At 72.7% G+C, this 26,432-nt stretch carries 21 protein-coding genes; 8 read left to right on the top strand and 13 right to left on the bottom strand.

Going from position 1 to position 26,432, the window contains the following annotated elements; genetic code table 11:
- Nucleotides 1–1,236, bottom strand: a complete 1,236-nt coding sequence (locus tag ACZ6B8_RS08830) for an amidohydrolase family protein (RefSeq protein WP_471606731.1) — start codon at nucleotides 1,234–1,236, stop codon at nucleotides 1–3.
- 409 nt (nucleotides 1,237–1,645) lie between these two features.
- On the opposite strand from ACZ6B8_RS08830, the gene ACZ6B8_RS08825 reads away from it, so the two are divergent.
- The 3 genes from ACZ6B8_RS08825 (at nucleotide 1,646) to ACZ6B8_RS08815 (ending at nucleotide 3,832) form a co-directional block, all read left to right on the top strand.
- Nucleotides 1,646–2,614 (top strand): YihY/virulence factor BrkB family protein, encoded by a 969-nt coding sequence (locus ACZ6B8_RS08825; protein WP_471606730.1) that lies wholly within the window; start codon nucleotides 1,646–1,648, stop codon nucleotides 2,612–2,614.
- Nucleotides 2,615–2,706: 92 nt separating this feature from the next.
- Complete coding sequence (locus ACZ6B8_RS08820) at nucleotides 2,707–3,099, top strand: DUF2267 domain-containing protein (protein ID WP_471606729.1); 393 nt, start codon at nucleotides 2,707–2,709, stop codon at nucleotides 3,097–3,099.
- 82 nt (nucleotides 3,100–3,181) lie between these two features.
- Complete coding sequence (locus ACZ6B8_RS08815; RefSeq protein ID WP_471077748.1) at nucleotides 3,182–3,832, top strand: VanZ family protein; 651 nt, start codon at nucleotides 3,182–3,184, stop codon at nucleotides 3,830–3,832.
- A 79-nt stretch (nucleotides 3,833–3,911) separates the two neighbouring features.
- On the opposite strand, the gene ACZ6B8_RS08810 is transcribed toward ACZ6B8_RS08815, so the two are convergent.
- Both ACZ6B8_RS08810 and ACZ6B8_RS08805 read right to left on the bottom strand, forming a co-directional pair.
- A complete protein-coding gene (locus tag ACZ6B8_RS08810) occupies nucleotides 3,912–5,336 on the bottom strand; it encodes an alpha/beta hydrolase (RefSeq protein ID WP_471606728.1) in 1,425 nt (474 codons plus the stop codon).
- Nucleotides 5,337–5,745: 409 nt separating this feature from the next.
- Entirely contained in the window at nucleotides 5,746–7,248 is a 1,503-nt protein-coding gene (locus tag ACZ6B8_RS08805; protein ID WP_471606727.1) for a SulP family inorganic anion transporter, read from the bottom strand.
- A 562-nt stretch (nucleotides 7,249–7,810) separates the two neighbouring features.
- Between ACZ6B8_RS08805 and ACZ6B8_RS08800 the strand changes: the two genes are divergently transcribed.
- Entirely contained in the window at nucleotides 7,811–8,224 is a 414-nt protein-coding gene (locus ACZ6B8_RS08800) for a MerR family transcriptional regulator (protein ID WP_471606726.1), read from the top strand.
- A gap of 78 nt (nucleotides 8,225–8,302) precedes the next feature.
- Here the strand turns inward: ACZ6B8_RS08800 and ACZ6B8_RS08795 are convergent, their stop codons facing one another.
- From ACZ6B8_RS08795 to ACZ6B8_RS08785, 3 genes are read right to left on the bottom strand one after another with little or no spacing between them, the layout of a single operon-like run.
- Nucleotides 8,303–10,372 carry an iron ABC transporter permease gene (locus tag ACZ6B8_RS08795; protein ID WP_471606725.1) on the bottom strand — a complete coding sequence of 690 codons (2,070 nt, stop codon included), beginning with the start codon at nucleotides 10,370–10,372 and terminating at the stop codon, nucleotides 8,303–8,305.
- Between the two features lie 4 nt (nucleotides 10,373–10,376).
- The gene (locus tag ACZ6B8_RS08790; protein WP_471606724.1) at nucleotides 10,377–11,360 is read right to left on the bottom strand and encodes an iron-siderophore ABC transporter substrate-binding protein; all 984 of its coding nucleotides are present in this window, start codon (nucleotides 11,358–11,360) and stop codon (nucleotides 10,377–10,379) included.
- Entirely contained in the window at nucleotides 11,357–12,226 is an 870-nt protein-coding gene (locus ACZ6B8_RS08785) for an ABC transporter ATP-binding protein (protein ID WP_471606723.1), read from the bottom strand. Before ACZ6B8_RS08785 ends, ACZ6B8_RS08790 begins: the two co-directional genes overlap by 4 nt.
- 152 nt (nucleotides 12,227–12,378) lie before the next feature.
- Between ACZ6B8_RS08785 and ACZ6B8_RS08780 the strand changes: the two genes are divergently transcribed.
- Nucleotides 12,379–12,633 (top strand): DUF6332 family protein, encoded by a 255-nt coding sequence (locus ACZ6B8_RS08780; protein ID WP_471077726.1) that lies wholly within the window; start codon nucleotides 12,379–12,381, stop codon nucleotides 12,631–12,633.
- A 30-nt stretch (nucleotides 12,634–12,663) separates the two neighbouring features.
- On the opposite strand, the gene ACZ6B8_RS08775 is transcribed toward ACZ6B8_RS08780, so the two are convergent.
- Together ACZ6B8_RS08775 and ACZ6B8_RS08770 are read right to left on the bottom strand one after the other, a co-directional pair.
- A complete protein-coding gene (locus ACZ6B8_RS08775) occupies nucleotides 12,664–13,680 on the bottom strand; it encodes a hydroxyacid dehydrogenase (RefSeq protein WP_471077723.1) in 1,017 nt (338 codons plus the stop codon).
- A gap of 154 nt (nucleotides 13,681–13,834) precedes the next feature.
- Nucleotides 13,835–17,308, bottom strand: coding sequence for a hypothetical protein (locus tag ACZ6B8_RS08770; protein WP_471606722.1), 3,474 nt, complete (start codon nucleotides 17,306–17,308; stop codon nucleotides 13,835–13,837).
- A gap of 245 nt (nucleotides 17,309–17,553) precedes the next feature.
- On the opposite strand from ACZ6B8_RS08770, the gene ACZ6B8_RS08765 reads away from it, so the two are divergent.
- The 3 genes from ACZ6B8_RS08765 to ACZ6B8_RS08755 all read left to right on the top strand — a co-directional run bounded on the left by ACZ6B8_RS08765 (nucleotide 17,554) and on the right by ACZ6B8_RS08755 (nucleotide 19,336).
- Nucleotides 17,554–17,751: a hypothetical protein gene (locus ACZ6B8_RS08765; protein ID WP_471606721.1), complete on the top strand. Its 198-nt coding sequence runs from the start codon at nucleotides 17,554–17,556 to the stop codon at nucleotides 17,749–17,751.
- A gap of 199 nt (nucleotides 17,752–17,950) precedes the next feature.
- Nucleotides 17,951–18,727 (top strand): polysaccharide deacetylase family protein, encoded by a 777-nt coding sequence (locus ACZ6B8_RS08760; protein WP_471078481.1) that lies wholly within the window; start codon nucleotides 17,951–17,953, stop codon nucleotides 18,725–18,727.
- A 141-nt stretch (nucleotides 18,728–18,868) separates the two neighbouring features.
- A complete protein-coding gene (locus ACZ6B8_RS08755; RefSeq protein WP_471606720.1) occupies nucleotides 18,869–19,336 on the top strand; it encodes an SRPBCC family protein in 468 nt (155 codons plus the stop codon).
- A gap of 102 nt (nucleotides 19,337–19,438) precedes the next feature.
- Here ACZ6B8_RS08755 and ACZ6B8_RS08750 read toward each other — a convergent pair whose 3' ends face one another.
- The 5 genes from ACZ6B8_RS08750 to ACZ6B8_RS08730 all read right to left on the bottom strand — a co-directional run bounded on the left by ACZ6B8_RS08750 (nucleotide 19,439) and on the right by ACZ6B8_RS08730 (nucleotide 26,246).
- Complete coding sequence (locus ACZ6B8_RS08750) at nucleotides 19,439–20,599, bottom strand: XdhC family protein (protein WP_471606719.1); 1,161 nt, start codon at nucleotides 20,597–20,599, stop codon at nucleotides 19,439–19,441.
- Nucleotides 20,600–20,643: 44 nt separating this feature from the next.
- A complete protein-coding gene (locus ACZ6B8_RS08745; protein WP_471606718.1) occupies nucleotides 20,644–22,101 on the bottom strand; it encodes an NCS2 family permease in 1,458 nt (485 codons plus the stop codon).
- Between the two features lie 263 nt (nucleotides 22,102–22,364).
- On the bottom strand, nucleotides 22,365–24,746 hold the full coding sequence (locus tag ACZ6B8_RS08740) for a xanthine dehydrogenase family protein molybdopterin-binding subunit (RefSeq protein WP_471077706.1): 2,382 nt from the start codon (nucleotides 24,744–24,746) through the stop codon (nucleotides 22,365–22,367).
- A gap of 4 nt (nucleotides 24,747–24,750) precedes the next feature.
- Complete coding sequence (locus tag ACZ6B8_RS08735) at nucleotides 24,751–25,356, bottom strand: (2Fe-2S)-binding protein (RefSeq protein WP_471077703.1); 606 nt, start codon at nucleotides 25,354–25,356, stop codon at nucleotides 24,751–24,753.
- Complete coding sequence (locus tag ACZ6B8_RS08730) at nucleotides 25,356–26,246, bottom strand: FAD binding domain-containing protein (RefSeq protein ID WP_471077700.1); 891 nt, start codon at nucleotides 26,244–26,246, stop codon at nucleotides 25,356–25,358. The genes ACZ6B8_RS08735 and ACZ6B8_RS08730 overlap by 1 nt, the downstream gene beginning before the upstream one ends.
- Nucleotides 26,247–26,432: the final 186 nt, after the last annotated feature.

Raw genomic sequence — 26,432 nt, 5'->3', positions numbered from 1 at the left:
TCACGCGCCCGATACGCGCCCTGCGGCCACCACCGTGCGCACCTTCTTCAACGCCGCCAGGTCGGCCAGCGGGTCGCCGTCGACGAGGAGCAGGTCGGCGCTGAGACCGGGGGCGATGCGGCCGGTGACGTCGGCCAGGCCGAGGGCGCGGGCGGCGCGGTGGGTGGCCATGGCGAGGATGCGGGCGTGCGGGATGCCGAGGTGGGCGTAGCAGGTGAGCGCGCCGGGCAGGCCGTCGAAGCCCGTGCGCTGGACGCCCGCGTCCGTGCCGAGGACGAGGTTCGCCCCGGCGTCGGCCATCTGCCGGATCTGGTCGAACATGGTGGCCGCGCGTTCCTCGCCGAACACCTGTGGCAGCATGCGCCAGTGCGGCGAGACGGTGAGGCTGACCGCGATGTCCTCGTCGACGATGCGCCGCAGGACGTCGGCGCGGAGGTCGAAGCCGCGCTCCGTCATCCACGTGCAGTGCTCCAGGGTCTGCACCCCCGCCCGGACCGCCTCGGCGATGGCGTCCGCGCCGTGCGCGTGCGCGGCGACCGGCAGTCCCGCGGCGTGCGCCTCGTCGACCAGGGCGTGCAGCTCCTCGCGGGAGAACTGGCTCTGCCAGCTGCGCGGGCCGTCCTTCGTCAGGCCTCCCCCACTGGTCATGACCTTGATGACGGCGGCGCCCGCGTCGGCGTTGCGCCGCACGAGCTCACGCACCTGCTGCTCACCGGCGACCTCGCCGCCGAGGAAGTGGCAGTGCCCGCCCGGCGGCGTCGCCGGGGTGCCGGCCGCGAGGATGCGCGGGCCGGCCAGTCGTCCGTCCGCGGTCTCGGCGGCGACCCGGAAGGCGAGGCCGTCGCGGTCGCCGAGGTCCCGGGCCGTCGTCACCCCGGCCCGCAGCAACTCCTCGGCGCGGCCGCGCATCTTCGCGAGCAGGACCTCGTCGGTGTCGCGCAGGCCGGCCACCGGGTCGGTGGAGCCGTCGAAGACCAGGTGGACGTGCGAGTCGATGAGGCCCGGCATGAGGGTGCCGGTGTGGGCGAGGTGCCTGACGCCCGGATCGGCCACGCGGCGGACCTCGTCGTACGTGCCGACGGCGGCGATCTTCCCGTCGTCGATGAGCACGGCGCCGTTCTCCACGCACGCGCCCATCTCCCGGTCCGAGCCGGTGCCCGTGGCCGCGCCCCTGTCTGCGGCCGTGCCCGTGCTCGTGCCCGTACCTGTCAGGACCCGGTCCGCGGTGATCAGCATCCGCTCATTCTCCCCGCCGGGGCCGGGAGGTAATCGGCGACCGCCCTTTCGGGCCGTCGGCGTTATGGAACACCGGCCTCGATGGTCTAAGATCAATCCTGCCTCCTCGCGCCGGGCTTCCGGCCAGGGGACCGGCGTTGGTCGTCCAAGGAAAGACGCCCCGCTTCCTGCGGGGAAATGCAGGTGCAAGGCCTGCCCAGCGCTCCAGACGAGCCCTGGACTCCGTATACGGAGTCCAGGGCTTCTTGTCTTCCCGCGCACATCCGCGTTCACGTCGCGGCGGGCGCGTCACGTCACCCCGTGCCGCGGGTCAAACAGGGGAACACGGACAAGAGAACACGAGAGAACAAGGGAACACGGGACCGATAGGTGGCAGCCCCGCCGCCGACCTGCACGAAGGAGCACCTCCATGGACAGTCCGACGCCCCCCGTGCACGGCGTTCCCCTCCACCTCCCGCACGGCCGCGCGGCGGGCCCCTCCCCCACGGACGAACCCGGGGCCACCTCCACCCCCGCCTCCCCGTCGGCCGACACCCCGTCGACCTGGGCACTGCGGCGTACCGCGCTGCGCCGCACCCCCGTGGCGATGTGGGACGACGACGTGTCGGACTGGGCGGCGGCCCTGACGTACTACGCGATACTCGCCCTCCTCCCCGCCATGCTCGTCAGCGCCAGCCTCATCAGCCTGGTCAGCCCCGCCACTACTCAGGCGCTCATCGCCGAGGTCGCCGACTGGGCGCCGGCGGAGTCGGGGCGTTCCCTGCACTCGGCGCTCAGCGAGATGGCCGACGCGCGCTCCGCCGCCCTCACCGTCGTGATCGCCGGCGGGGTCAGCGCGCTGTGGTCCGCCTCCAGTTACGCGGCGGTGTTCCGGCGCGCGCTGCACGCCATGCACGGCGTCGCGGACACCCGGCCCGCCTGGCGCAAGGGTCACCGCGTGCTGATGACGGCGGTGTCGCTGCTCGCGCTGCTGGTCGCCAGCGCGCTGCTGCTCGTCGTCAGCGGGTCCTTCGCCGAGAGCGTGGGGCAGCGCATCGGCCTCGGGGACGCGGGGCAGAACGCCTGGGCCGTCCTGAGGTGGCCGGCCCTGGTCTGTCTCGTGCTGCTGCTCGTCCTCGTCCTGTTCCGGAACGCGCCGCCCGAGGCCCGCGACTGGCGCCACATCCTGCCCGGCGGGCTCCTCGCCGCGGTGCTCTGGCTGCTCTCCTCCGGTCTGTTCACGCTGTACGCCTCCTGGTTCGGCACCTACGGCAAGCTGTACGGCTCCCTCGCGGGCGTCGTCGTCTTCCTCGTCTGGCTGTGGGTGTCCAATCTGGCGCTGCTCGCCGGGGCGCAGTTCACGGTGGAGATGGACCGCGCGCGAGCCGCCGTGCGGTAAGGCCTCGTCGCACGGTGGGAGTACCGCACGCATCAGGTCGGCCCGTCCGGGTAACCGGAGCTGGAACCGGACCCCAGAGGCACGGAGTCAGCATGGGCACATCCCTGGAGACACTGCTCGATCAGGTGCAGGAGCGCGGAGACTTCACCAGTCGTCAGCAGGCGGCGGGAGCCGTCGACAACGTCCTGGCCATACTGGGCGCCCACTTGGTGGGCGACGACCGCACCGACCTCGCCCGCCTGCTCCCCGAACAGCGCGGGTCGGTGCTGGCCGAGGCCGAGCCCGCCAGCGAGCCGCTCACCCCCTTGGAGTTCGTCGACGCCGTGGCCGCGCGGACCGGTGACGACCCGGCCGGGGCGCGCCGCGCCGTCACCGCCGTACTCGGCGCGCTCGCGTGGACGGCGGACGACGCGCTGCTGCGCCGCATCCTCACCCAGCTCCCGCCCGGGCACGCCGGCCTGTTCGGCCGCACCGAACCGACGTGACCCGGCCCGGCGGCCCTGCGGCGGTCATCGGACGACGCCGCCATCAACCGGCCGATGGGCATGGCCCTTTCTGGAGGCACTGATGGCACGAATACGTCGCTCGAAGTCCGCGCGCCCCAAGACGACGAGCTCCAGGACGGCGCGCACCAAGGCGGCGCGTCCTCATGGCGAGGGGTACAGGACCGGGCGCACCGAGACGGCTGGTGAGCGACTCGACCGGACCGCGCCCCCGCGGGCCGCGCCGCTGTCACCGCTGGCCCGGGCGGCGACCATGCTGGTGGCGTTCGCGGGCATGGTCGCGTTCGGTGTGGTGCTCGCCCGGCTGACGCTGGAGCCGTCGGCGGCCTCGGAGGCGCTGACCCACAGCAACTTCACCCCCGGCGACTCCATCGGCGACTACCTCTCGCAACCCGCCTTCCGCGACACGGTCAAGCAGCTCGGCGGGAACATCCTGTTGGGCGTGCCGTTCGGACTGCTGCTGCCCGTCGTGCTGCCGCGCACCCGCGGCCTCATCCGGGTGGGTCTGGCCACCGCGGTGACCATGGTGCTCGTCGAACTGGCCCAGGGGGCGTTCGTGACCGGGCGCACCTTCGACATCGACGACGTCATCCTGAACACGGCGGGGGCGCTGCTCGGATATCTCTTCCTGGGCCGCCGCCTCGGCCGTGCCGTCCATCCCCGTCGGCACCACTGGTGGCACCGCTTCACCCGGCGCGACACCGCGGGTGTCTGACCCGGTGGCCGGGGGCCGGGGGACTGCTGCCCGGGCGGCTGTCCCCGCTGCCCCCTGTTCCCCTCACCTGCTGTTCCCCTCAGCCACTCGGCTCCACGGCCGGGCAGCTCGCCCCATGGACCGGGACCTTCGACTCGATCAGATAGTCGTCGACCGTCCGACGGGCGCAGGGGCTGCTGCTGTACGTGCCGTGGCCCCAGCCCTCGTAGGTGTGCAGGACGGCGTGGCGGCCCAGTTGCCGGGCGACGGAGGTGGCCCAGCCGTAACCGGTCGCCGGGTCGTGGACCGAGTTGGTCAGGAGTATGGGGCGGGTGTTCCGCACCTTCAGGCGGTGTTGCGGGTTGTCGGGCTTCGGTGCGCCGAGGCAGGCGGATATGGACATCAGGGCACGGGGGTAGCGCATGTCCGGCGCCGCCTCGGCGACGTGGCGCAACTCCCGCGCGTAGTCCTGGTAGTCGCGCACCGGGAGCCGCCAGTCCTGGCAGAAGATCTCGAACGGGTTGCTCCCCAGGCTGTCGGCTCCTCTACTCACGGCCTTTCCCGTGGCTGTGGCCTCGGCCCCGGCTGCCCTCGTGCCCTTGCCGCCGCTTCCGTCCTCGCTCAGACCGTTCAGGAACTCCGCGAGCCCCCGCCACTCGGGGTCGTACAGCCGCTTCATCACCTGGACGTTGAGATCGAACGGCGCCAGTTTCGCGCCGCCCTCCGACAGGTCCCCGCGCTCGGCCCCGGCCAGGAGGTCCCTCCAGAGCGTCCGTACGTCCGAGCCGTGCAGCGCGCAGTCCTCGGCCCGGTCGCACCACGCCGCGAACTCGTCGAAGGAGTCCTGCAGCGTCGCGGCCTGTGTGGTGAGGAAGTCGCGCGTGCCCAGGCTGTGGTCGACCACCGACTCCAGGACCAGGGCGCGGATCCGCTTCGGGTACCGCTCCGCGTACTGCTCGCCGAGCAGCGTGCCGTACGAACTGCCGTGGAAGGTCAGGGACCGCTCGCCCAGCGCCGCTCTGATCGCGTCGAGGTCCTTGACCATGCTGAGGGTGTCCACGTGGTCGAAGAGGCCGTGCCCGGTGTTCTTCCGGCAGTCCGCGCGCAGCTCGCGGTTGTACTTCACCGTGGCGTCGAAGGCGGCCTGGTCCTCGATGACCGTCGGCGGGCGGCGGTCCAGGAGCCGCTGCGAGCAGCGGACCGGGTTGCTGAGCCCCACGCCGCGCGGGTCGAAGCTGACGATGTCGAAGCGGCCGCGGAGTCTGTCGCTGAACCGGGCCATGTTGCCCTGGCCCACGATGCGCTCCACGCCCGAGTCCCCCGGCCCGCCGGGGCCGAACACCATGGAGCCGACCCGCGCTCCGGGGTCGGTGGCCCTGCGCCGGGCCAGCCGGAGATCGAACCGCTCCCCGCCAGGCTCCTCCCAGTTCACCGGCACCGACAGCGCGCCGCACTCCGCCGACGCGTCCTGCTCGCACGGCCGCCACGCGACGCGTGAGCCCGCACCCGCCGGCGGACCCGGCACCGGTCTCTTCCCCACCGGGGTCGCCGAAGCCACCGAAGCCACCGGCGTCGCCGAGCCTGTCCCGCCCGTCGCCCGCGCAGCCTCCGCGCCCCCGAAGCCGACCGCGCCAACCGTGCCGACCAGCACGGCGAGCACCGCACCCCATCCCAAAGGTGCCCGCCCGCCACGTGACAGCCACCGTCGCCGGCCGCGCTGCCGCCCGTGACCGTGGCCCTCGCTCCCCACCTGACGCTCCCCCACGGTGACCGCTCCCTCGCCTCGTCCGGTCTCGATCTTCGCCCGCCGTGGACGCCGACCGATATCCGGCAAGACCCTGGAATGCCCCGTAGGGGGCTGACCTCAACCGCTGCTAAGGGCACCCCAGTTGCGCCTCGCTGCCCCCTCAAACACCCCAGCGGCCTCAGCGGCCTCAGCTCTTCGTCAGCTCCCCGCTCAGCGCCCCGTGCATCCGCGCGCTGTGTTCGTTCAGCCCGATGATCTCCACCCGCTTCCCGCGCTGTTCGTACTTGCCGGTGACCGCGTCGAGCGCCGCGACCGAGGACGCGTCCCAGATGTGCGCGGAGGTCAGGTCGATGACGACCTTGCCGGGGTCGCCCGCGTAGTCGAACCGGTTGACGAGTTCGTTGGAGGAGGCGAAGAAGAGCGCGCCGGTGACCGCGTACACGACCTGCGTGCCGTCGGGGTCGACGACCGCCGTGACGTCGGCGAGGTGGGCGACGCGGCGGGCGAAGACGGCCATCGCGGTGACGGTGCCGACGACGACGCCGATCGCGAGATTGTGCGTGGCGACCACGACCGCGACGGTGATCACCATGACGGCGGTCTCCCCGGCGGGCAGCCGCTTCAAGGTCTTCGGGGCGATGGAGTGCCAGTCGAAGGTCGCGAAGGACACCATCACCATCACCGCGACCAGGGCGGCCATCGGGATGTCCGAGACCACCGGGCCGAAGACGACGCAGAGCACCATCAGGAAGGAGCCCGCGAGGAACGTCGAGAGACGGGTGCGGGCGCCGGAGACCCGTACGTTGATCATCGTCTGGCCGATCATGGCGCAGCCGCCCATGCCGCCGAAGAAGCCGGTGACGATGTTGGCGATGCCCTGCCCGATCGACTCGCGGGTCTTGGAGGAGTGGGTGTCGGTGATGTCGTCGACGAGCTTCGCCGTCATCAGCGACTCCATCAGGCCGACCAGCGCCATCGCGAGGGCGTAGGGGGCGATGGTGGTGAGGGTGTCGAGCGTGAAGGGCACGTCGGGCAGGCCCGGTACCGGCAGCGAGGACGGCAGGTCGCCCTTGTCGCCGACGGTCGGGACGGCGATCCCGGCGGCGAGCGTGACGGCGGTCAGGACGGCGATGGCGACGAGCGGCGCGGGGACCGCCCGCGTGACCTTCGGGAGGAGGACCAGCAGCGCCAGCCCGCCGAGGAGCAGCGGATAGACGGGCCAGGGCACGTCGTGCATCTCGGGGACCTGGGCCATGAAGACCAGAATGGCGAGCGCGTTGACGAAGCCGACCATCACGCTGCGCGGGAGGAACCGCATCAGCTTCGCGACGCCGAGTGCGCCGAGAACGATCTGGAAGACGCCGGCCAGGATCACCGCGGCGACCAGGTAGCCCAGGCCGTGCTCGCGGTTGAGCGGCGCGATGACCAGGGCGACGGCGCCGGTCGCGGCGGAGATCATCGCGCGCCGGCCGCCGACGACGGAGATCGTCACGGCCATCGTGAACGACGCGAAGAGGCCGATCGCGGGATCGACGCCGGCGATGATCGAGAACGAGATCGCCTCGGGGATCAGTGCGAGCGCGACGACCAGGCCGCCGAGGATCTCGGTGCGCCAGACCCTCGGGTCGTGCAGCCAGTCGGGGCGCAGCGCGCGCAGCCGCGCGGCCGGGGACGGTAGGGAGGAGGACAAGAGAAGCGGAACCTGTCGTGCTCGGGCACGGCACCGGCGGCGCCTGGATTCGGGCACCGTGGGACGTGCGGAACAGCGCGGAAGACCGGGCGGAGATCCGCGGAGCCCGTCGCGGCGGGCGGAAGATGACGGCGGCGCTGGTGCGGCCGGGCCCACCACAGCCGGGCGCGCCCCCTCAGAAGCGGTAGCTCACGGAGCAGGGGATCACGAGGCGAGGGGGCACACGGCGGTGGGTCAGGGCGGGCATACGGCGCAGGATCACGGCGGGCAGGTGGCGGCGCTCGGCGACGGGGGCATGCGCACACTCACTCCTGCGGGCGTCGGTCTTCGCCGGACACGGCCGGGAACGGTACGCGGGCGGGGACGGCGGCGGCCCCGGCGCGGCGGTCGGGTGCGGGAAACGGAGGAACCGTCCCGATCATGGGCGCGGCATCGCACGACCCATCCCGACGATCACTTAGTCTACCTAACGTTACGGGAGAGATCATCGTCGGTCGGCCCCGGCCCCAGCGGGAGACGAGGCCGATCACGGCCCCGGCGACGGATACGGAAGGGCGTCCGCGTGAGCAGTGAGCACATGCAGATCGGCGAAGTCGCCGCACGGACCGAGCTGTCGTTGCGCGTCATCCGGTACTACGAGGACACCGGTCTGGTCACCCCCTCCGCCTGTTCCCAGGGCGGATTCCGGCTCTACACCAGGACCGACGTCGCACGGCTGATGGTGATCCGGCGCATGAAGCCGCTCGGTTTCACCCTGGATCAGATGCGGGACCTGCTGCACGCCACCGACCGGCTCGACGCGCCCGAACCACCGGAAGGCGCCGAACTGGAGGCGCTCCTGCTGCGCGTCCGGCACTTCGAGCAGCTCACGGCCGAGCGCGTCGCCGACCTGCGCAAACAGCTGGGCCGGGCCGAGGAGTTCGGCGGCACACTGCGCGAGCGCCTCGAGCGGGTGCCCTGCGCGTCGTCCGCCTGACGCTCCCGCGCGGGACGGGGCAGGCCACCGTTCGGCCGCGCAGGCGCAGGGTCGCCGTCTGCCGCGTACGCCGCGGGATCACCGTCGACTGCGTACCAGGAGATAGAGGAAGTACGGCGTTCCGATCACCGCGGTCATGAGTCCGGCGCCGAGCTGTGCCGGTGCGATGACCGTCCGGCCCACGAGGTCCGCCGCGCACACGAGGATCGCTCCGAGGAGCACCGCGACCGGCACCACCCGGACGTGCCGGCGGCCCACCAGGGCCCGGGCCGCGTGCGGTGCGACGAGCCCGACGAAGCCGATCGTGCCGGCCGCGGCCACGGCCGCGGCGCTGAGCAGCACGCCGAGGACGAGGAAGCCGAGGCGTCCGCGGCTCAGCCGCAGGCCGAGCAGTTTCGGGGTGTCCTCGTCGAGCGACACGATGTCGAGTTCGGTGCGCCGCACCACCGCGACGGCGAGGCCCGCGGCGAGGACGACGGCGAGGGGCGTCACGTCGGGCAGGGTCCGGCCGTAGGTCGAGCCGGCGAGCCAGGTGAGCGCCTTCGTCGCGTTGAACGGGTCGGTGAGGATGATCAGCAGGCTGACGACGGCCGCCGACCCGGTGGCGACACCGAAGCCGACGAGGACGAGCCGGTTCTGCCGGAACCCGCCCCGGGCCGCGAGGCCGAAGACGAGGAGCGCGGCAGCGGCGGCGCCCGCGAAGGCGCCGGCGGCGATGCTCCAGGAGCCGGCCAGGGGCACCGTCGTCACGAGCAGCACCGCGCCCACCGCGGCGCCGTTCGTCACGCCGAGGATCCCGGGGTCGGCGAGCGGATTGCGGGTCACCGCCTGGATGAGGGTGCCCGCGAGGGCGAGGGCGGCGCCCGCGAGCAGGGCGGCGAGGACGCGCGGGACGCGGGTGTCGAGGACGAACGAGACGGTCCGACCTGCCCTCCCCTGCGCCCAGTTGGCCACATCGCCGAGGAGCAGCCGGCTGTCGCCGATCAGCACGGCGGCGACCGTCAGGCCGACCAGCACCGTCACCAGGACGGCCGTCGTGACGACGAAGACCGTCCGGCTGCGGATGCGCAGCCGCTCGGCCGGTGCGGCTCCTCCCGAGTCCCGTGCCCGCGCGGCCATGCCGACGAGGAAGACGGCGCCGACCAGGCTGGTGACGACGCCGGTCGGCACGGCGACCGCGGTGTCCGGGGGCACGACGGCGCGCAGCAGCACGTCGGAGCCGAGCACGAGGGCCGCGCCGGTGAGGCCCGCGAACGGCAGCCGCGCGCGGGATCGCGTGAACGCGCGGAACCTGCGGGCGAGCGGGCGTACGAGGGCGGGCGCACACAGGCCCACGAAGCCGATGGGCCCGGCGAGGGTGACGGCGGCCGTGGAGAGCAGGGCGGCGAGGACGACGGCGGTGACGCGGGTGGCGCGGACCGGGACCCCGACACCGCGCGCGGTGTCGTCGCCGAGGGCGAGGGCGTCGACCCGGCGGGCCAGCACGATCAGCCCGGCCAGGCCCGCCAGGGCGACCGGGGCCATCTGCAGGACGCCGTCGAAGCCGTTCTGCGCGATGCCGCCCTGGTTCCACTTGTAGAGGCCCTCGGTCTGCTGCGGGAAGAGCAGCAGCAGACCCTCGGTGACGGCGGTGAGGCCGAAGGTGAGGGCGCTGCCGGCGAGGACGAGGCGGACGGTGCCCGCGCCGAGGCCGGAGAGCCCGAGGACGACGGCCGCCGCCGCGAGGCCGCCGGCGAACGCCACGCCCGAGGAGGCGAGCATCGGCAGCGAGATGCCGGTGGCGGCGGCCAGGCCGAGGGCGAGGTAGGAGCCCGCGTTGACGGCGAGGGTGTCGGGCGAGGCGAGGACGTTGCGGCTGACCGCCTGCAGCGCGGCGCCCGCCGTGCCGAGTACCGCGCCGACGAGCAGTCCCGCCGTCATGCGCGGCAGCCGGGAGGCGATGACAACGGAGGAGTCGGCGGTGTCGGCCCGTCCGGTGAGGGCCTTCCAGACCTCGGAGGGGCCGACGGCGGAGGCCGCGCCCTGGGTGATGTCGACGACGGCGAGAGCGGCGACGAGGAGGATCAGGGCGGCCGTCACCGCAGCCGCGCCCGTGCGGGAAACGGAGGCCGGCGGGCGGGTGGCGGTGGTGGTCGCGGTGACGGCCATGGGGTTACTTCGTCAGCGCCGCGACGACGGAGTCGACGTACTGCTTCATCGACTCGGTACCGCCGAACATCCAGATGCCGTCGGGCAGCCGGTCCACATGGCCCTTCTTCACGAACGGCAGCGACGTCCACACCTTGTCCTTCTTCAGGACGCCGGAGAACGGGTTGCTGCCCTTGTCGCCGTCGTTGCCGATGTACGCGAACCGCACGTCGTCGTCGAGCTTGGTAAGGCCCTCGACGTCGGTGGCGCCGAGGCCGTACGCCTTGTCGCCCTTGACCTTCCAGTCGTTCTTCAGGCCGAGCTTCTCGTTGACGGCGCCGAGCAGCGAGCCGCTGGTGTACGGGCGGATCGACGTCTGGTTGCCGGTCACATAGCCGTCGGCGAAGGCGAACGCGGCGCCCTCGTGTCCGGCGGCGGCGAGCTTCTTGCGGCCGTCGGCGAGCTTCGCCTCGAAGTCCTTCTTCAGCTTGCCGGCCCGCTCGGTGGTGCCGGTGGCCTTGGCGAGGAGGTCGAGGTTCCCGGTCATCCGGCCGATCGGGTCCGCGGCGTCGGCGGGGCGCAGGTTGAGGACCGGGGCGATCCTGCGCATCTGCTTCACGGCCGCGGCGGGCAGGTCGGTGGTGGCGACGATGAGGTCGGGCTTGAGGGACGCGAGGGTGTCCATGCTCGGCTCGCCGCGGGTGCCGATGTCCTTGGGGTCGTTCGTCAGCGGGGCCGCGGTGTCCCACGTCCGGTAGCCCTTGACGTCGGCGACGCCGGCCGGCTGGACGCCCAGGGATATCAGGCTCTCGACGGCGTTCCACTCGGTGCCGACGACCTTCTCGGCGGGTCCGTCGAGGCGCACCTCGGTTCCGGTGCCGTCGGTGAGCGTGAGGGCACCGGCGCTCTTCTTGGCGTCGTCGTCGGCGGCGGGCTCGGTGGTTCCGCAGGCGGACAGGGCGAGGGCCGCGGCGGTGGTGGCGGCCGCGGTGAACAGGAGGCGTCTCATGGGGTGGCGCTGAGCCTTTCGCTTCGCGAGTGGTGGCGGCCGATGGCGCGGGTGCGCAGCCGGCCGGTGCGGGGGTCGGAGTCGACGTCGACGCGGATGCCGTACGTGTCGGTGAGCCGCTCCGGGGTCAGGACGTCTTCGGGGGCGCCGTGCGCGACGATCCGTCCGGCGCAGAGCAGGAGGATCCGGTCGGCGACGGCCGCGGCCTGGTCGAGGTCGTGCAGGACGGCGCCGACGGCGATGCCGTGGTCGTCCGCCAGGTCGCGCATGAGGTCGAGGAGTTCGACCTGGTAGCGCAGGTCGAGGTGGTTGGTGGGTTCGTCGAGCAGGAGCACGCCCGTCTCCTGGGCGAGGCAGCCGGCGAGCCAGACGCGCTGGAGCTGCCCGCCGGACAGGTGCTCGGCGCCGCGCTCGGCGAGCTCCATCACGCCGGTCAGCGCGAGCGCGCGGTCCACCGCGGCCCGGCCTCCCGGGTCGGCCCTGCCCCAGCGGCCCCGGTGCGGGTAGCGGCCGAACTCGACGACGTCCCGCACGGTCAGGCCGCTGGGGGTCGGGCGGCCCTGGGTGAGCAGGGCGACGTGCCGGGAGAACTCGCGGGGGCCGAGCGCGAGTCCGTCGGTCGCGCCGTCGACGACGAGCGTTCCGGTACGGGCGCGTTGCAGCCGCGCGAGGGTGCGCAGGAGTGTCGACTTCCCGCTGCCGTTGGGGCCCACGAGGACGGTGACGTCGCCGGGCCGCAGCGTCATCGAGGCGTCGTGTACGACGTCGACACCGTCGTACGCCACGGTGACGCCCGTGGCGGACAGTTCATGACCTGGGGGGCGCGGGGGCGCGCCGGTCTCTTCACCTTCGTGACCTTCATGCACGAGGCGAGGTTAGCCTAACCTTACCCCTGCCGGAAACGGGCCCCCAAGGTGCGGACACAAGGGGGTATTCGGCCAGATTCCCTGACCGGCACGTGAGACCCCGCGTGTCGGCTCGACGAAACCTCCGCGAAGCGCTGTGCGACACTCCGTCCATGGACAAGGGCCGCGAGTCGCGCTGGGAGAAGGACGCGATGACCGTCGAGATCGTCTTCGCGCTCGTCAGCGCGTCGGTCGTCGGGCTCCTCGTCTTCGGCGCCGTGCTGGCGCCCGCCCTGGTCTGGGATCTGCCGGGAGGCGTCGACAGGGCGTTGCGCTGGAGCGGCGGCGCGCTGGGCGGCGCGGCCGCCGTGTGGCAGCTGGTGCGCGTGCTGCTGCACCACGACCGGGACCGCAGCGTCGGGCGCTGAGGCGGTACGGGGAGGTGGCCGCGCGTCGGCTCAGGCGAGGTACGCCAGTCGGTCGTACGGCACCGGATGGGCGAAGCCGTCGCCCGCGGCCCAGCGGCGGACCTCGTCGACGGCGAGTCCGGCGAGGCGCCGCCACTCGTTGCCCTGGGAGCCCGCGATGTGCGGGGTGATGAGGGCGTTGTCGCTCTCCCACAACGGATGGTCCGGCGGCAGGACTTCAGGGTCGGTCACGTCGAGTACGGCGCGGACGCGGCCCGCCGTGACGGCCTCGGTGAGCGCGTCCTGGTCGACGACGGCGCCGCGGGCGGTGTTGATGAGCACGGCGCCGGGCCGCATGGCCGCCAGCAGGTCGGGACCGACCAGGCCGTGAGTGGCGGGCAGCAGCGGCGTGTGCACGCTCACCGTGTCGCTGCGGGTGAAGAGTTCGGCCAGGGTGACGAGTTCCGCGCCGAGTGCGGCGGCCTCGTCGTCGGTGACGTACGGATCGTGCAGGAGCACCCGCAGGTCGTGGGGGCGCAGCAGTTCGATGACGCGGCGGCCGATCAGCGAGGCGGAGAGGATGCCCACGGTGCGGCGGTAGTTGCCGACGTCGCGGGGCGTGCGCACCCAGTCCGCCTCGGTGCGGGAGGCCCGGAAGTCGCGGGCGCTCTCCAGGACGTGCTTCCCGGTGAGCAGGATCATCGCGAGGGTGTACTCGGCGACGGGGAGCGCGTTGGCCGCGGCGGCGGACGACACCTGGATGCCGCGCGCCCAGCACGCGTCGGTGACGTGGGCGCGGACGGAGCCTGCCGTGTGCACGACGGCGCGCAGCCGCGGGGCGCCCGCGAGCACCTCGGCGGTGAGCGGCGGGCAGCCCCACCCGGTGACGAGGAGCTCGGCGCCGGCGAGCACGGCGCGGGCCCGCCCGGTACCGAAGTCGTCCAGCACCGGCGGCGGTTCGAGGTCGGTGAGCTCGGCGAGGGAGGTGAGGACGTGCGGCTCCAGGACGGCCTCGGCCGCCCTGTCCGACATGGCGAGCGCGGCGCGAGGCCGGCGGGACGATGACATCTTCCTCCTCGTGGGGCGGACGGTTCCCTTCTCGCGTCCGAACATTACGTGCGAGAGACCCTGCTCGGCCGCCATGACGGGGGCCGCCGCGGGAGCTGCCGGCCTACTCGCGCCCCGGCACCAAGTCCGGCACCGTGCGGCGGCGCGCCTGGCGTTACGTCAGATGCCGATCCGCCCGCACGAGTTGGTCCCACGTCCAGGGGGCGGCAGGGCCGTCGTCGAGCTCCGAGCCGTACGGCGGCCGGGGCTCGACGGGGAGCAGGCCGGCCGTGCGGGCCCACCGCGCGAACTCGTCGGCCCGCGGGGACCCGGCCTTGCGCAGGGCCGTCAGGAGCGCCAGGTGGCAGGAGTCCGTCGCCTTGCCCCGGTCGACGTGGGCGAGCGGGTCGCGGCGCAGCAGCACTTCCACCGCCCCGGTCTCGCCCGCCGCGAGGAACGCCTCGATCAGCCGGGCGACGCTGTTCATGTGGGTCAGCGCGGCGCCCGTGGCCGCCCGCCGGACGAGCTGCCCACGCGGGCCGGTCAGGTCGTGGGCGGTGAGCGTGGCGATGAGCTCGCCGACGTCGTAGGTGTCGCCGAGTTCGATCGTGGCGACGGCCTGTTCGGCGATCGACGCCGCCGCCGCGGTCTCCCCCAGCTCGCAGAGGGTCTCGATGAGGTCCGCGGGCGTGCACCAGTCCTTGTGGTCGGTCACGTCGAGACGGTCCAGGAGTCCGCGGCCGAGCAGGATCCGTACGGCGTCGGGGGCGTCGGCCCGCATCAGCGCCCAGAGGACCAGATCCATGGTGTTCACGTCCGGGGCCTCGACGTGCTCGGCGAGGTGCCGGGCGAGTCGTGTGCGGGCCTTCGCCGCCCCGGCCCGGCGCAACGAGCCGACCAGGAAGGCCATCTCCTCGCACGGCCGGTGGGCGAGCGCCCGCTCCACCAGCGGGGCGATGGCCCGGTCCTCGCCCGCCGCCCACAGCACTTGGACGACCTCGTCGGCGAAGTCCGGGTTGGTGATCTCCACGTCGCGGGCGACGCACGCGGCCAGCGCGTCGAACTCCGCCGTCGCACCGGTAGCGAGCAACACATCCAGAAGCGGGCGCAGTTCCGCCGGATCGAAGTAGTCGATGCCGGACATCGGGGCGCGGTCCAGCAGCCGGCGCGCGTCGTCCGTGCGGCCGGTGGTGTGGAACAGGTCGAGGTACGCCGCCACCTCGTCCGGTCCCTGCACGTCGGCTCCCTCCGCCACGCGCCCGGCGAGCACCGCGAACTCCTCGTCCGCGTCCAGGTTCTGGAGCTCGGTGAGGAGCAGGCAGAGCGTGGACCCGATGTCGTAGAGGTCCGGGCGGCCGACCACGTCGACGTGCCGGGCGGGTGAGCGGGCGAGCAGGGTGCGTACACCGTCGTCGTCACCGGCCTCGCGCAGCACACGGAGCAGCCGGAGCACGACGTCGGCCTCGGTGAGGCCGATCCGGGCGGCCGGGTCCCGGGCGAGGAGGATGCGGGCGGCGTGGTCGGCACCGGCCTGCTGCAACGCGTCGGTCAGCCACGGGAGTTCATCGGGCACCCCTTCTTCGGCGCAAGCCACGACGCGGGCTACGAGGGTGTCCAGCGCGTCACTCGCGCCGACCGCTTTCACCGCCCGCAGGAGCTGCGTAAGACGCCAACTGAGTGACGGGCCCCAGGTGCTCGTCAGCGCGGCGTGGGTGGCCGCGTGGAGGGCGAGCGGTTCGACGGCCCGGCGGGCGGGCGACTCGGCCAGATCCCGCAGCACCCAGAGGACGGCCTCCGGGTCGACCCGGTCCACCTGGGCCACCAGGGCGTCGGCGAGAGGGGCGACGACATCCTCGGGGACGCCCTGCCCGGCCAGGAGCCGCGTGAGTTCGGTGACGGCCCTGATGTCGGCCGGGTCGGCCGCCGCGACGACGCGCCGGGCGAGGGTCTCCAGCGCCGCCGGGGACCCCGCCCCGTGCAGGGCGGTGAGGAGCCGGGCGGTCGCGTGGCCGTAGGACGGGTCCCGGTGGGCCGACGCCGCCCAGGTGGCGGCCTGCTCGGCGTCGGGGTGCCCGGCCATGCGCTCGACGACGCGTGTGCACGCGTCCGAAGCGCCGTCGAGCGCGGCCCGCCGGTCCAGCCGCAGGGCGTATCCGGCCAGCCCGCGCCGCCAGGCCGCACCCTGGAGCCGGTGCAGGTCCTCGAGGTCGGCCGTGTGCCGGACGAGCGCCTCCCACAGCGCCGCCGAGCCGGCCGGACTCGGGTGGCCGGGGTCGGCGTGCTGGACGAGGTAGTCGGCGGGTTCGTAGCGGGGCGGCGCGCCCGCGAACTCCCGCACCGCGCTCAGCGGTACGAGGGTGCGGCGCGGACCGTCCCCGCGGACACCGCCCGTCAGCGCGTCCAGTTCGGGGCCGGCCCAGTCCGCGGCGGGCGCCCGGTCGTACGGGGCGAGGGCGCCGTCGGCCGCGGCGGCCAGCAGGGGCGCGGGGAGCGGCGCCTGGTGGCCGAGGCGGCGGGCGTCGAGCGCGGCGGTGACCAGGGCGTGCTCGCGCGGGGTGAAGTGGCCGCCGGGTCCGCTCCGGTAGTCGGCCAGCATCTCGGGCCCGCCGCTCAGGTGCTGGACGACCTGCCCGTCCGCCGCGCCCGCGCGTCCGGCCGAGTGGAGGCGGACGTCCTGGTGGTCGAGGGCGAGTCGCCGCCACTGGGTACGTTCCGCGGCGGTCAGCGTGCGGGGCACCCTGAAGCGCCGGGCGTGCGGCCCGGTCAGCAGGGTCCGGGTGTGCCGCGAGGGGTCGCCGGGCCGTCCCTGGGCGGTGAACTCGTGCCAGTACGGGTCTTCCCAGAGCGCGGCGACGGCGACGATGCCGGCGCGCTCCTGGAGGGCGGCGGCCAACTCGGCGGCTGCTTCGTCCCCTTCGCGGTCGTGCAGGATCCGCTGGAGCTCGTTCAGCCAGAGCACGCATCCGTCGCCGACCTCGCCGCCGGCCAGCTGGGCGAGGAGTGCGCGGGCGGTCTGCGGCCGCACCAGCCGGTGGTCCGGGGCGACGTCCAGGACCGCCTCGTACATGGCCCGTGTCTTCCCGGTCGACGAGTCGCCGGTCAGCACACCGAGCACGGAACTCCCGCCGTTGAGGGCGGACTTGAGGTGGGCGCGCAGGGCGTTGTCGTGGTCGCGGACGAGGTACGGGGTGAGGGGCGCGGTCTCGTCGGGGGCGCCGGGACGCCGTGCGCGGCGGACCTCCAGCCGCCAATGGGTGAGGTCCCGTACCGTCACGTGGACGCGGGGAGGCCGCTGCGCGCCACCGGCCGCCGCCCGCTCACGCGCCTGCTCCTCGCGCGCCTCGTCCAGCAGATCGCGCAGTCCGCGTCCGGGCGGGGGCTCACCGGCCCACTCGGCCCAGAGGCGGGCGAGCGCGACGACACGGTCGTCGTTCCGCGCCTGGGGGACGGCCAGGCGCGACGCCTCCGCGGGCACCCAGTCACTGATCCGCTGGCCGGAGAAGCCCCGCGCGCCCGCCGGGCCGCGGGCCCTGAGCTCACGCTCCATCGCGGCCTGGGTGTCGGGCAGCCCCTGGGCGCGGCGGGCGGCCCTCGCCCGTTCGTGCAGTCCGTGCAGTTGGAACCAGAGTTCGTGTCGTGCCGCGCCCATCGCTCCGCGCCCTCCCCCATCCCGCGCCCCGCGCCCGCCCGTTCTCCCCGGAACAGGGGATCCGGGCGCCGGAACGGGTGATCCGGGCGCCGCCCCTCAAGGGCGCTGACCAGCAGGATAGTGCGCCGCTCACCCGGTCCGCCCGGGAGTACGGGGTCGCGGCGCCGTATGGCCCGAGGGTGGGGTCACCGGCCGCACACCAGGTGCGGTCGAGGGCAACGAGCCCTGGAGTGGCGGAGGTTGGCGTGCGAGACGACCGGGACGCGGTTCGAGGAGACGACGAGTCGACGGAGGGCCGGCCCCCGGCGGAGCGGAACGCGGCCCCCGAGGCGCGGGACCGCCCCCTCTGGCGGGCGGCGGGGCGGCGCGCCGTCCTGAGTCTGGCCGGGACGGCGGGCCCGCTCCTGCTCGCGGGCGTCGAGTGCTGGGCGCGGGCCCACTGAGCCGGGGGCCACCCCGCGAGGGAGGACCCCGTCGTCGGGACCACGCCGCCCGCCCGCCGGGGCACCGAACACGGAAAGTGACCGGTTGATCCAGCCCGAGTGAGGACAGGCGGCTCCCGGAAGGGCACTATAAACCAGGTGTATACACCTTATGTATAGTGCTGGCATGCCCCTTCTGAACAGCCCTTCCGGCAGCAAGATGTCGCGAACGCACAAAAGGTTCCGTCGCACCGCATCCGTCCTCGCGGCGGGGGCGGCCCTCCCCCTCGTGATGACGGGGTGTACACAGCTCCACACGACCTCGCCCAGCTCCGTGCGCAACGCGGCGGCGGCCGTGAAGGCCGTCGATCAGGGGAAGACGGGTGCCGTCGACTGCCGCAAGGTGAAGTGCGTGGCGCTGACCTTCGACGCGGGCCCCAGCGAGAACACGCCCAGACTGCTCGAGATCCTCAAGGAGAAACAGGTCCACGCCACGTTCTTCACGCTCGGCAAGAACCACATCGAGAAGTACCCCGAGCTCGTGAAGCAGATGGACGCCGAGGGCCACGAGGTCGCGAGCCACACCTGGTCCCACAAGATCCTGACGAAGATCGACCCCTCGGAGGCGCGCGAGGAGCTGGAGCGCCCCAACAAGGCGATACAGAAGCTCATAGGCAAGAAGCCGACGCTGATGCGCCCGCCGCAGGGCCGCACCAACGACGACGTCAACAAGCTCTCCAAGGAGCTCGGCCTCTCGGAGATCCTGTGGACCGTCACGGCCAAGGACTACACGACCAATGACTCCGAGCTGATCCAGAAGCGGGTCCTCGACCAGACGAAGCGGGACGGCATCATCCTGCTCCACGACATCTACAAGGGGACTGTGCCGGCCGTCCCCGGCGTCATCGACGAGCTGAAGAAGCGCGGCTACGTCTTCGTGACAGTGCCGCAGCTGCTCGCGCCGGGCAAGGCGGAGCCGGGCAAGGTCTACCGCTAGGCCCTGCCGTGAGGGGTACCCGGCCGGTGGGTCGGTCGAGGTTCGGGCTACGGATCCCGGCCCCGGTCCCGGCGGGGGCCACAGGTCACGGTCACCGCGACCCGGCTGCCGCCCGCGCGCCGACCTGGCAGGCTCGACGCCGTGGCCATCTTCCAGATCACCCGAGACGTGTCCCTGCCCGCCGACGAGGTCTGGCGGCGGCTGACCGCCTGGGAGCGGCACGGCGACGTCGTCCCGCTGACCCACGTCACCGTCCGCACTCCCCCGCCCAGCCAGGTGGGCACGGTCTTCGTCGCGCGCAGCGCGCTCGGCCCGGTCGGCTTCGACGACGTGATGGAGGTCGTGGAGTGGTGCCCGCCGGACGGCGCCGCGCCGGGGCGGTGCCGCCTGGAGAAGCGGGCCACGTTCGTGACGGGCTGGGCCGAGATCGAGGTCTACCCGGCGTCCGCCGGGGCGGGCTGCACCGTCGTCTGGCGCGAGGACCTCCGCGTACGGTGGCTGCCCGCGCTCTGCGACGGCGTACTGGCGGCCGTGGCCCGGCGGATGTTCGGCCGCGCGGCGGACCGTCTCATCGCGACCGGACCTGGACCACGTGACGGCCGCGCCTGAAGCGAAGACGGACGGGCCGGGGCGCCGGGCCGGCTGCTCGCCGCGCCCTCACCCCCGCCCGCCACAGAGCAAGGCCATCCGCCCCGCCCACCGCGAAACCCCTCAGGCAACCGACCCGATCCGCCCCGAGGGGGACCGCGACCCGTCGTGGTGGATGGGCGTGTGCGCGCCGGTCAGGGACACTCCGCTGCCTCCGCGCCGGTGGGCGACGATCTCCGCCGCGATCGAGAGGGCCGTCTCCTCGGGCGTGCGCGCGCCCAGGTCGAGGCCGATCGGCGAGCGGAGCCGGGTCAGCTCGAGTTCCGTGACGCCCACGTCGCGCAGGCGCTTGTTGCGGTCCTGGTGCGTGCGGCGCGACCCCATCGCGCCGACGTAGGCGACCGGCAGCCGCAGCGCGAGCCGCAGCAGCGGCACGTCGAACTTGGCGTCGTGGGTCAGCACGCACAGCACCGTGCGGCCGTCGACCTCGGTGCTCTCCAGGTAGCGGTGCGGCCACTCGACGACGATCTCGTCGGCGTCGGGGAAACGCGTCGCCGTGGCGAAGACGGGCCGCGCGTCGCACACGGTCACGCGGTAGCCGAGGAACTTGCCCATGCGCACCAGGGCCGAGGCGAAGTCGATGGCTCCGAAGACGATCATGCGGGGCGGCGGGACGCTCGACTCGACGAGCACGACCAGCGGCTGTCCGCACCGCGATCCGTCCTCGCCGATCTCCACGGTCGTGGTGCGTCCCGCGTCGAGCAGGGCGCGCGCCTCCCCCGTCACCGTGCGGTCCAGCTCCGGGTGGCCGCCGAGGCCGCCCTCGTACTCCCCCGCCTCGTCCGAGGCGCGGATGAGGAGGGCGCGGCCGAGGAGATCGGCGGGGCCGGAGGTGACCCGCGCGACCGCCGCCGCCTCCCCCGCGGACGCGGCGGCCAGGGCGGCGGCGAACACCGGCCTGGCCGGGGCGTCCGCGCGGACCGGGGTGACCAGGATGTCGATGATGCCGCCGCAGGTCAGGCCCACGGCGAAAGCGTCCTCGTCGCTGTATCCGAAGGTTTCGAGGACGGTCTCGCCGTCCTCCAGCGCCTGCCGGCAGAGGTCGTAGACGGCGCCCTCCACACACCCGCCGGAGACCGAGCCGATCGCCGTGCCCTCGCTGTCGACGGCGAGCGCGGCACCCGGCTGCCGGGGTGCGCTCCCGCCGACCGCCACCACGGTGGCGACGGCGAAGTCACGTCCTTGCTCGACCCACCGGCTCAGCTCGTCGGCGATGTCCAGCATCTCGGCCTCCTCAGGCTCTACGGGTGTGCGGAGGGCACGGCGCCTCAGTGGACGCCCAGCCAGCTCTCGATGGGGTTGAGCGCGAAATAGATGATGAAGACGAGCGTCAGGCCCCACATGAAGGCGCCGATCTCGCGGGCCTTGCCCTGTGCGATCTTGATGGCGACCCAGGAGATGACGCCCGCCGCGACACCGGTGGTGATGGTGTAGGTGAAGGGCATGAGCACGACGGTCAGGAAGACCGGGATGGCGGTGGCACGGTCGGCCCAGTCGACGTGCCGGGCATTCATCATCATCATCGCTCCGATGACGACGAGCGCGGCGGACGCGACTTCCTGGGGCACGATCGCCGTGACCGGCGTGAAGAAGAGGCAGGCCGCGAAGAACAGACCGGTGACCACCGAGGCGAGGCCGGTACGGGCGCCTTCGCCGACGCCGGTCGCGGACTCGACGAAGACGGTCTGGCCGGAGCCGCCCGCCACGCCGCCGATGGCGCCGCCTGCGCCGTCGATGAACAGCGCCTTCGACAGGCCCGGCATGCGGCCCTTGTCGTCGGCGAGGTTGGCCTCGGTGCCGACGCCGATGATGGTGGCCATCGCGTCGAAGAAGCCGGCGAGCACCAGGGTGAAGACGATCATGCCGACGGTCATCGCGCCGACCTCGCCCCAGCCGCCGAACTCGACGTCGCCGAGGAGGGAGAAGTCGGGCGAGGAGACCGCGCTGCCGTGCAGCTCGGGGGCGCCGTTGGCCCACTGCTTGGGGTCGATGACGTCGAGCGCGTTCAGCGTGACGGCGACGACGGTGCCGGTGACGATGCCGATCAGGATCGCGCCCGGGGTGTTGCGCGCCTGCAGCATGAAGATCAGGAGCAGGGTGCCGGCGAAGAGCAGCACGGGCCAGCCGGAGAGTTCACCGGCCGGGCCGAGCGAGAGCGGGGTGGCCTTGCCGGGGTGCACGAAGCCGCCCTTGACCAGGCCGATGATGGCGATGAAGAGCCCGATGCCCATGGTGATGCCGTGCTTGAGGGCGAGCGGGATCGCGTTCATGATCATCTCGCGCAGCCCGGTGACCACCAGGAGCATGATCACGGCGCCGTACATGACGCACATGCCCATGGCCTGCGGCCAGGTCATCTCGGGTGCGACCTGCGAGGAGATCACGCCGGACACGGAGAGCCCGGCGGCGAGCGCCAGGGGGACCTTGCCGACGAACCCCATCAGGAGCGTGGTGACCGCCGCGGCGAGCGCCGTCGCGGTGATCAGGGCCTTCTGGCCCATGGTGTCGCCCGCCGCGTCCTTGCCGGACAGCAGGACGGGGTTGAGCAGGACGATGTACGCCATCGCCATGAAGGTGGTGATACCGCCGCGCACCTCGCGCGCGACCGTGGATCCCCGCCGGGATATGTGAAAGTACCGGTCGAGCCAGGACCTTCCGGCCGGGACGCGTGAGCCGGGGCCCGCGTCCTCTGCGGTGGTCCTGGGCTCCACTGACGACTGGGTCATGGTGCCTACTCCCAAGGTTCACAGGGGCACCCGCTGGATTGCGGGATTTGGGATGGTGCGTTGGCTGCACGACCCGGGGGACGGCCCGAGACGAACGACGTCTCCCTCGACGAGAGGGGGAGCTGGGGCTCCGGGCGGTGTGGGCGTCGGAAGTGTGACGTTCCTGGGAGGCACACACCGCCCGGAGAGCTGTACTGATCCCTGAGCGGGGGATCGGAGCGAGCGGATCCCCGAGCGGGGGGATCGAATCCGTCAGTGCGGGATCACGTTCCGGTGAGGTGCTCGGGCCGTACCGGCGTCTTGTTGAGCTCCAGGCCCGTCGCGTTCCGGATCGCCGCGAGGACGGCCGGGGTGGACGACAGGGTCGGGGCCTCGCCGAGTCCGCGCAGGCCGTACGGCGCGTTCGGGTCGGCGAGTTCGAGCACGTCGACCGGGATGGTCGGGGTGTCGAGGATGGTGGGGATCAGGTAGTCCGTGAAGGAGGGGTTCCTGACCTTCGCGGTCTTGGGGTCGACGATGATCTCCTCCATGACCGCGACGCCCAGGCCCTGGGTGGTGCCACCCTGGATCTGGCCGATCACGGACAGCGGGTTGAGCGCCTTGCCGACGTCCTGGGCGCAGGCCAGTTCGATGACCTTGACCAGGCCGAGCTCGGTGTCGACCTCCACGACCGCGCGGTGCGCGGCGAAGGAGTACTGCACGTGGCCGTTGCCCTGGCCGGTGCGCAGGTCGAAGGCCTCGGTGGGGCGGTGGCGCCACTCGGCCTCGATCTCGACCGTCTCGCCCTCCAGCACGTCGACCAGGTCGCCGAGGACCTCGCCGCCGTCGGTGACGACCTTGCCGCCCTCCAGGAGGAGTTCGGCGGTGGCCCACGCCGGGTGGTACGTGCCGAACTTGCGGCGGCCGATCTCCAGGACCTTCTCGCGGACGAGCTCGCAGGAGTTCTTGACCGCGCCACCGGTGACGTACGTCTGGCGCGACGCGGACGTCGAACCGGCGCTGCCCACCTGGGTGTCGGCCGGGTGGATCGTCACCTGGGTGACGCCCAGCTCGGTGCGGGCGATCTGCGCGTGGACGGTGACGCCGCCCTGGCCGACCTCGGCCATCGCCGTGTGCACGGTGGCGACGGGCTCGCCATTGATGACCTCCATGCGCACCTTGGCCGTGGAGTAGTCGTCGAAGCCCTCGGAGAAGCCGACGTTCTTGATGCCGACCGCGTAGCCCACACCGCGTACGACGCCCTCGCCGTGCGTGGTGTTGGACAGGCCGCCCGGCAGCTGGCGCACGTCGGCGCCCTCGCTGGACTCCCACTGGCGCTCGGGCGGCAGCGGGCGGGCCTTGATGCGGCGCAGGATCTCGGCGACCGGGGCCGGCGAGTCGACCGGCTGCCCGGTCGGCATGATCGTGCCCTGCTCCATGGCGTTGAGCCTGCGGAACTCGACCCGGTCCATGCCCACCTTGTCGGCGAGCTTGTCCATCTGGGCCTCGTAGGCGAAGCACGCCTGGACCGCGCCGAAGCCGCGCATGGCGCCACAGGGCGGGTTGTTGGAGTACAGGGCGATGGCCTCGATGTCGACGTCGTCGATCACGTACGGGCCGACCGACAGGGACGAGGCGTTGCCCACGACCGCCGGGGAGGCCGACGCGTAGGCGCCGCCGTCCAGGACGATCTTGCACTTCATGTGCGTGAGCTTGCCGTCCTTGGTGGCGCCGTGCTCGTAGTAGAGCTTCGCCGGGTGGCGGTGGACGTGGCCGAAGAAGGACTCGAACCGGTTGTAGACGATCTTGACCGGCTTGCCGGTGCGCAGCGCGAGGAGGCAGGCGTGGATCTGCATCGAGATGTCCTCGCGGCCGCCGAAGGCACCGCCGACGCCGGAGAGCGTCATGCGCACCTTCTCCTCGGGCAGGCCGAGGACGGGGGCGATCTGGCCGAGGTCGGAGTGCAGCCACTGGGTGGCGACGTACAGCTCGACGCCGCCGTCCTCGGAAGGCACCGCGAGGCCGGACTCCGGGCCGAGGAAGGCCTGGTCCTGCATGCCGAAGGTGTACTCGCCCTTGACGATGAAGTCGGCCTTCTTCGCGGCCTCGTCGGCGTCGCCGCGGATGATCGGCTGGCGGTGCACGATGTTCGGGTGCGGCACGTGGCCGATGTGGTGGTCGTCGCGGCCCTCGTGGACCAGGACGGCGTCCGGAGCGGTCGCCGACGCCTCGTCGGTGATGAGCGGCAGCTCGCGGTACTCGATCTTGATCTTGGCGGCGGCGCGGCGGGCGGTCTCCGGGTGGTCGGCGGCCACGATGGCCACCGGCTCGCCGTGGTGGCGGACCTTCTTGTGCGCGAGGACGGGGGTGTCCTGGATCTCCAGGCCGTAGTGCTTCATCTCGGCCGGCAGGTCGTCGTAGGTCATCACCGCGTAGACACCGGACTGCGCGAGCGCCTCCGACACGTCGATGGAGACGATCTCGGCGTGCGCGACGGTCGAGCGCAGGGTGTGGCCCCAGAGCATGTCCTCGTGCCACATGTCCGAGGAGTACGCGAACTCGCCGGTGACCTTCAGGGTGCCGTCGGGGCGCAGCGTCGACTCGCCGATGCCGCCCTTGGTCTTGGAACCCTGTGTGATCTTGGTGGGTGTACCTGTGGTGCCCATGGCGTCAGACCCCCTCGGACTGGCGCGCGGCCGCGAGGCGGACCGCGTCAAGGATCTTCTCGTAACCGGTGCAGCGGCAGAGGTTGCCGGAGAGCGCCTCACGGATGTCGGCGTCGGACGGCTGCGGGTTGCGCTCCAGCATCTCGTCGGCCGCGACGAGCAGGCCGGGGGTGCAGAAGCCGCACTGTACGGCGCCGGCGTCGATGAACGCCTGCTGGATCGGGGAGAGTTCGCCGCCCTCGCCGGTCTGCGAGTCGGTGGCGCCCTTCTCCGGGTCGGCCTGCCACGCCTGGGCGTCCTGGATCGAGGTGCCGCACGCGCCGGAGGCGCAGCCGCCGCCCGGGTGGGCGTCCTCGCGGTGCTTGGCGTAGTCGGCGAGGCCCTCGACGGTGGTGACCTCGCGGCCCTCCACCTGGCCGGCCGCGACCAGACACGAACAGACCGGCACGCCGTCGAGGCGGACGGTGCAGGAGCCGCACTCGCCCTGCTCGCAGGCGTTCTTGGAGCCGGGAAGCCCCATGCGCTCACGCAGCACGTAGAGCAGGGACTCGCCCTCCCACACGTCGTCGGCTTCCTGCTGACGGCCGTTGACCTTGAAGTTCACGCGCATTATGCGACTCCCTCAGTGCTGCGGCCCGTGCCGCGGTACGACTCCCAGGTCCAGCCGAGCGTGCGGCGGGCCATGATCCCGACGGCGTGCCGGCGGTAGTTCGCCGTGCCACGTACGTCGTCGATCGGGTTGGCGGCACCGGAGGCGAGCTCCGCGAACTGCTTGGCGATCGAGGGGGTGATGATCTTCCTGCTGTCCCAGAAGCCACCCTCTTCGAGGGCCGCGTTCAGGAACTCCTCGGCCGCCTTCGCCCGGATGGGGGTCGGGGCGGCGGAGCCGATGCCGGTCCGCACGGTGCGGGTCTCGGGGTGCAGCGCGATGCCGAAGGCGCACACCGCGATGACCATCGCGTTGCGGGTGCCGACCTTGGAGTACTGCTGCGGGCCGTCCGCCTTCTTGATGTGGACGGACTTGATGAGCTCGTCCTCGGCGAGGGCGTTGCGCTTCACGCCGGTGTAGAACGCGTCGATCGGGATCAGGCGGGAGCCCCGCACAGACTCCACCTCGACCTCGCAGTCGGCGGCCAGCAGGGCCGGGTGGGCGTCGCCCGCGGGGGACGCGGTGCCCAGGTTGCCGCCGACGCCGCCGCGGTTGCGGATCTGCGGGGAGGCCACGGTGTGCGAGGCGAGCGCCAGACCGGGAAGCTCGGTGCGCAGCTCCTCCATGATCTGGGTGTACGGCACGGAGGCACCGAGCCGGACCGTCTCCTCGCCCACCTCCCACTCGCGCAGCTCGACGATGCGGTTGAGGTCAAGCAGGTATTCCGGGCGGCGGTGGTCGAAGTTGATCTCGACCATCACGTCGGTGCCACCCGCAATCGGCACAGCCGTGGGGTGCTCGGCCTTGGCGGCGAGCGCCTCCTCCCAGCTGGCGGGGCGAAGGAAGTCCATGAGGCTCTCTTCTTCGTGTCGAGGGTCTTTCGCTTCGAGGGACCGGAAAATCCGAACCGGAGATTCCGAATCAGGGGATTCCGTTCAAGCCACTCGGGCCGTTGGTCCCTCGACTGCTCGTTCATGTGCTGTTAACGCGGAGTGGGGCAAGTACACCGCTCGCTCGTCCGATGGGGTCAGTCACCG

The sequence above is a fragment of the Streptomyces sp. NPDC041122 genome (assembly GCF_055592445.1).
This window is presented reverse-complemented; position numbering and strand designations above follow the sequence as displayed.

Coding starts and splice junctions, on each gene's coding strand:
- ACZ6B8_RS08830 (WP_471606731.1), bottom strand. CDS start 1,236: ATGCTGATCACCGCGGACCGGGTCCTGACAGGTACGGGCACGAGCACG.
- ACZ6B8_RS08825 (WP_471606730.1), top strand. CDS start 1,646: ATGGACAGTCCGACGCCCCCCGTGCACGGCGTTCCCCTCCACCTCCCG.
- ACZ6B8_RS08820 (WP_471606729.1), top strand. CDS start 2,707: ATGGGCACATCCCTGGAGACACTGCTCGATCAGGTGCAGGAGCGCGGA.
- ACZ6B8_RS08815 (WP_471077748.1), top strand. CDS start 3,182: ATGGCACGAATACGTCGCTCGAAGTCCGCGCGCCCCAAGACGACGAGC.
- ACZ6B8_RS08795 (WP_471606725.1), bottom strand. CDS start 10,372: ATGGCCGTCACCGCGACCACCACCGCCACCCGCCCGCCGGCCTCCGTT.
- ACZ6B8_RS08790 (WP_471606724.1), bottom strand. CDS start 11,360: ATGAGACGCCTCCTGTTCACCGCGGCCGCCACCACCGCCGCGGCCCTC.
- ACZ6B8_RS08780 (WP_471077726.1), top strand. CDS start 12,379: ATGGACAAGGGCCGCGAGTCGCGCTGGGAGAAGGACGCGATGACCGTC.
- ACZ6B8_RS08775 (WP_471077723.1), bottom strand. CDS start 13,680: ATGTCATCGTCCCGCCGGCCTCGCGCCGCGCTCGCCATGTCGGACAGG.
- ACZ6B8_RS08770 (WP_471606722.1), bottom strand. CDS start 17,308: ATGGGCGCGGCACGACACGAACTCTGGTTCCAACTGCACGGACTGCAC.
- ACZ6B8_RS08760 (WP_471078481.1), top strand. CDS start 17,951: ATGTCGCGAACGCACAAAAGGTTCCGTCGCACCGCATCCGTCCTCGCG.
- ACZ6B8_RS08750 (WP_471606719.1), bottom strand. CDS start 20,599: ATGCTGGACATCGCCGACGAGCTGAGCCGGTGGGTCGAGCAAGGACGT.
- ACZ6B8_RS08745 (WP_471606718.1), bottom strand. CDS start 22,101: ATGACCCAGTCGTCAGTGGAGCCCAGGACCACCGCAGAGGACGCGGGC.
- ACZ6B8_RS08740 (WP_471077706.1), bottom strand. CDS start 24,746: ATGGGCACCACAGGTACACCCACCAAGATCACACAGGGTTCCAAGACC.
- ACZ6B8_RS08735 (WP_471077703.1), bottom strand. CDS start 25,356: ATGCGCGTGAACTTCAAGGTCAACGGCCGTCAGCAGGAAGCCGACGAC.
- ACZ6B8_RS08730 (WP_471077700.1), bottom strand. CDS start 26,246: ATGGACTTCCTTCGCCCCGCCAGCTGGGAGGAGGCGCTCGCCGCCAAG.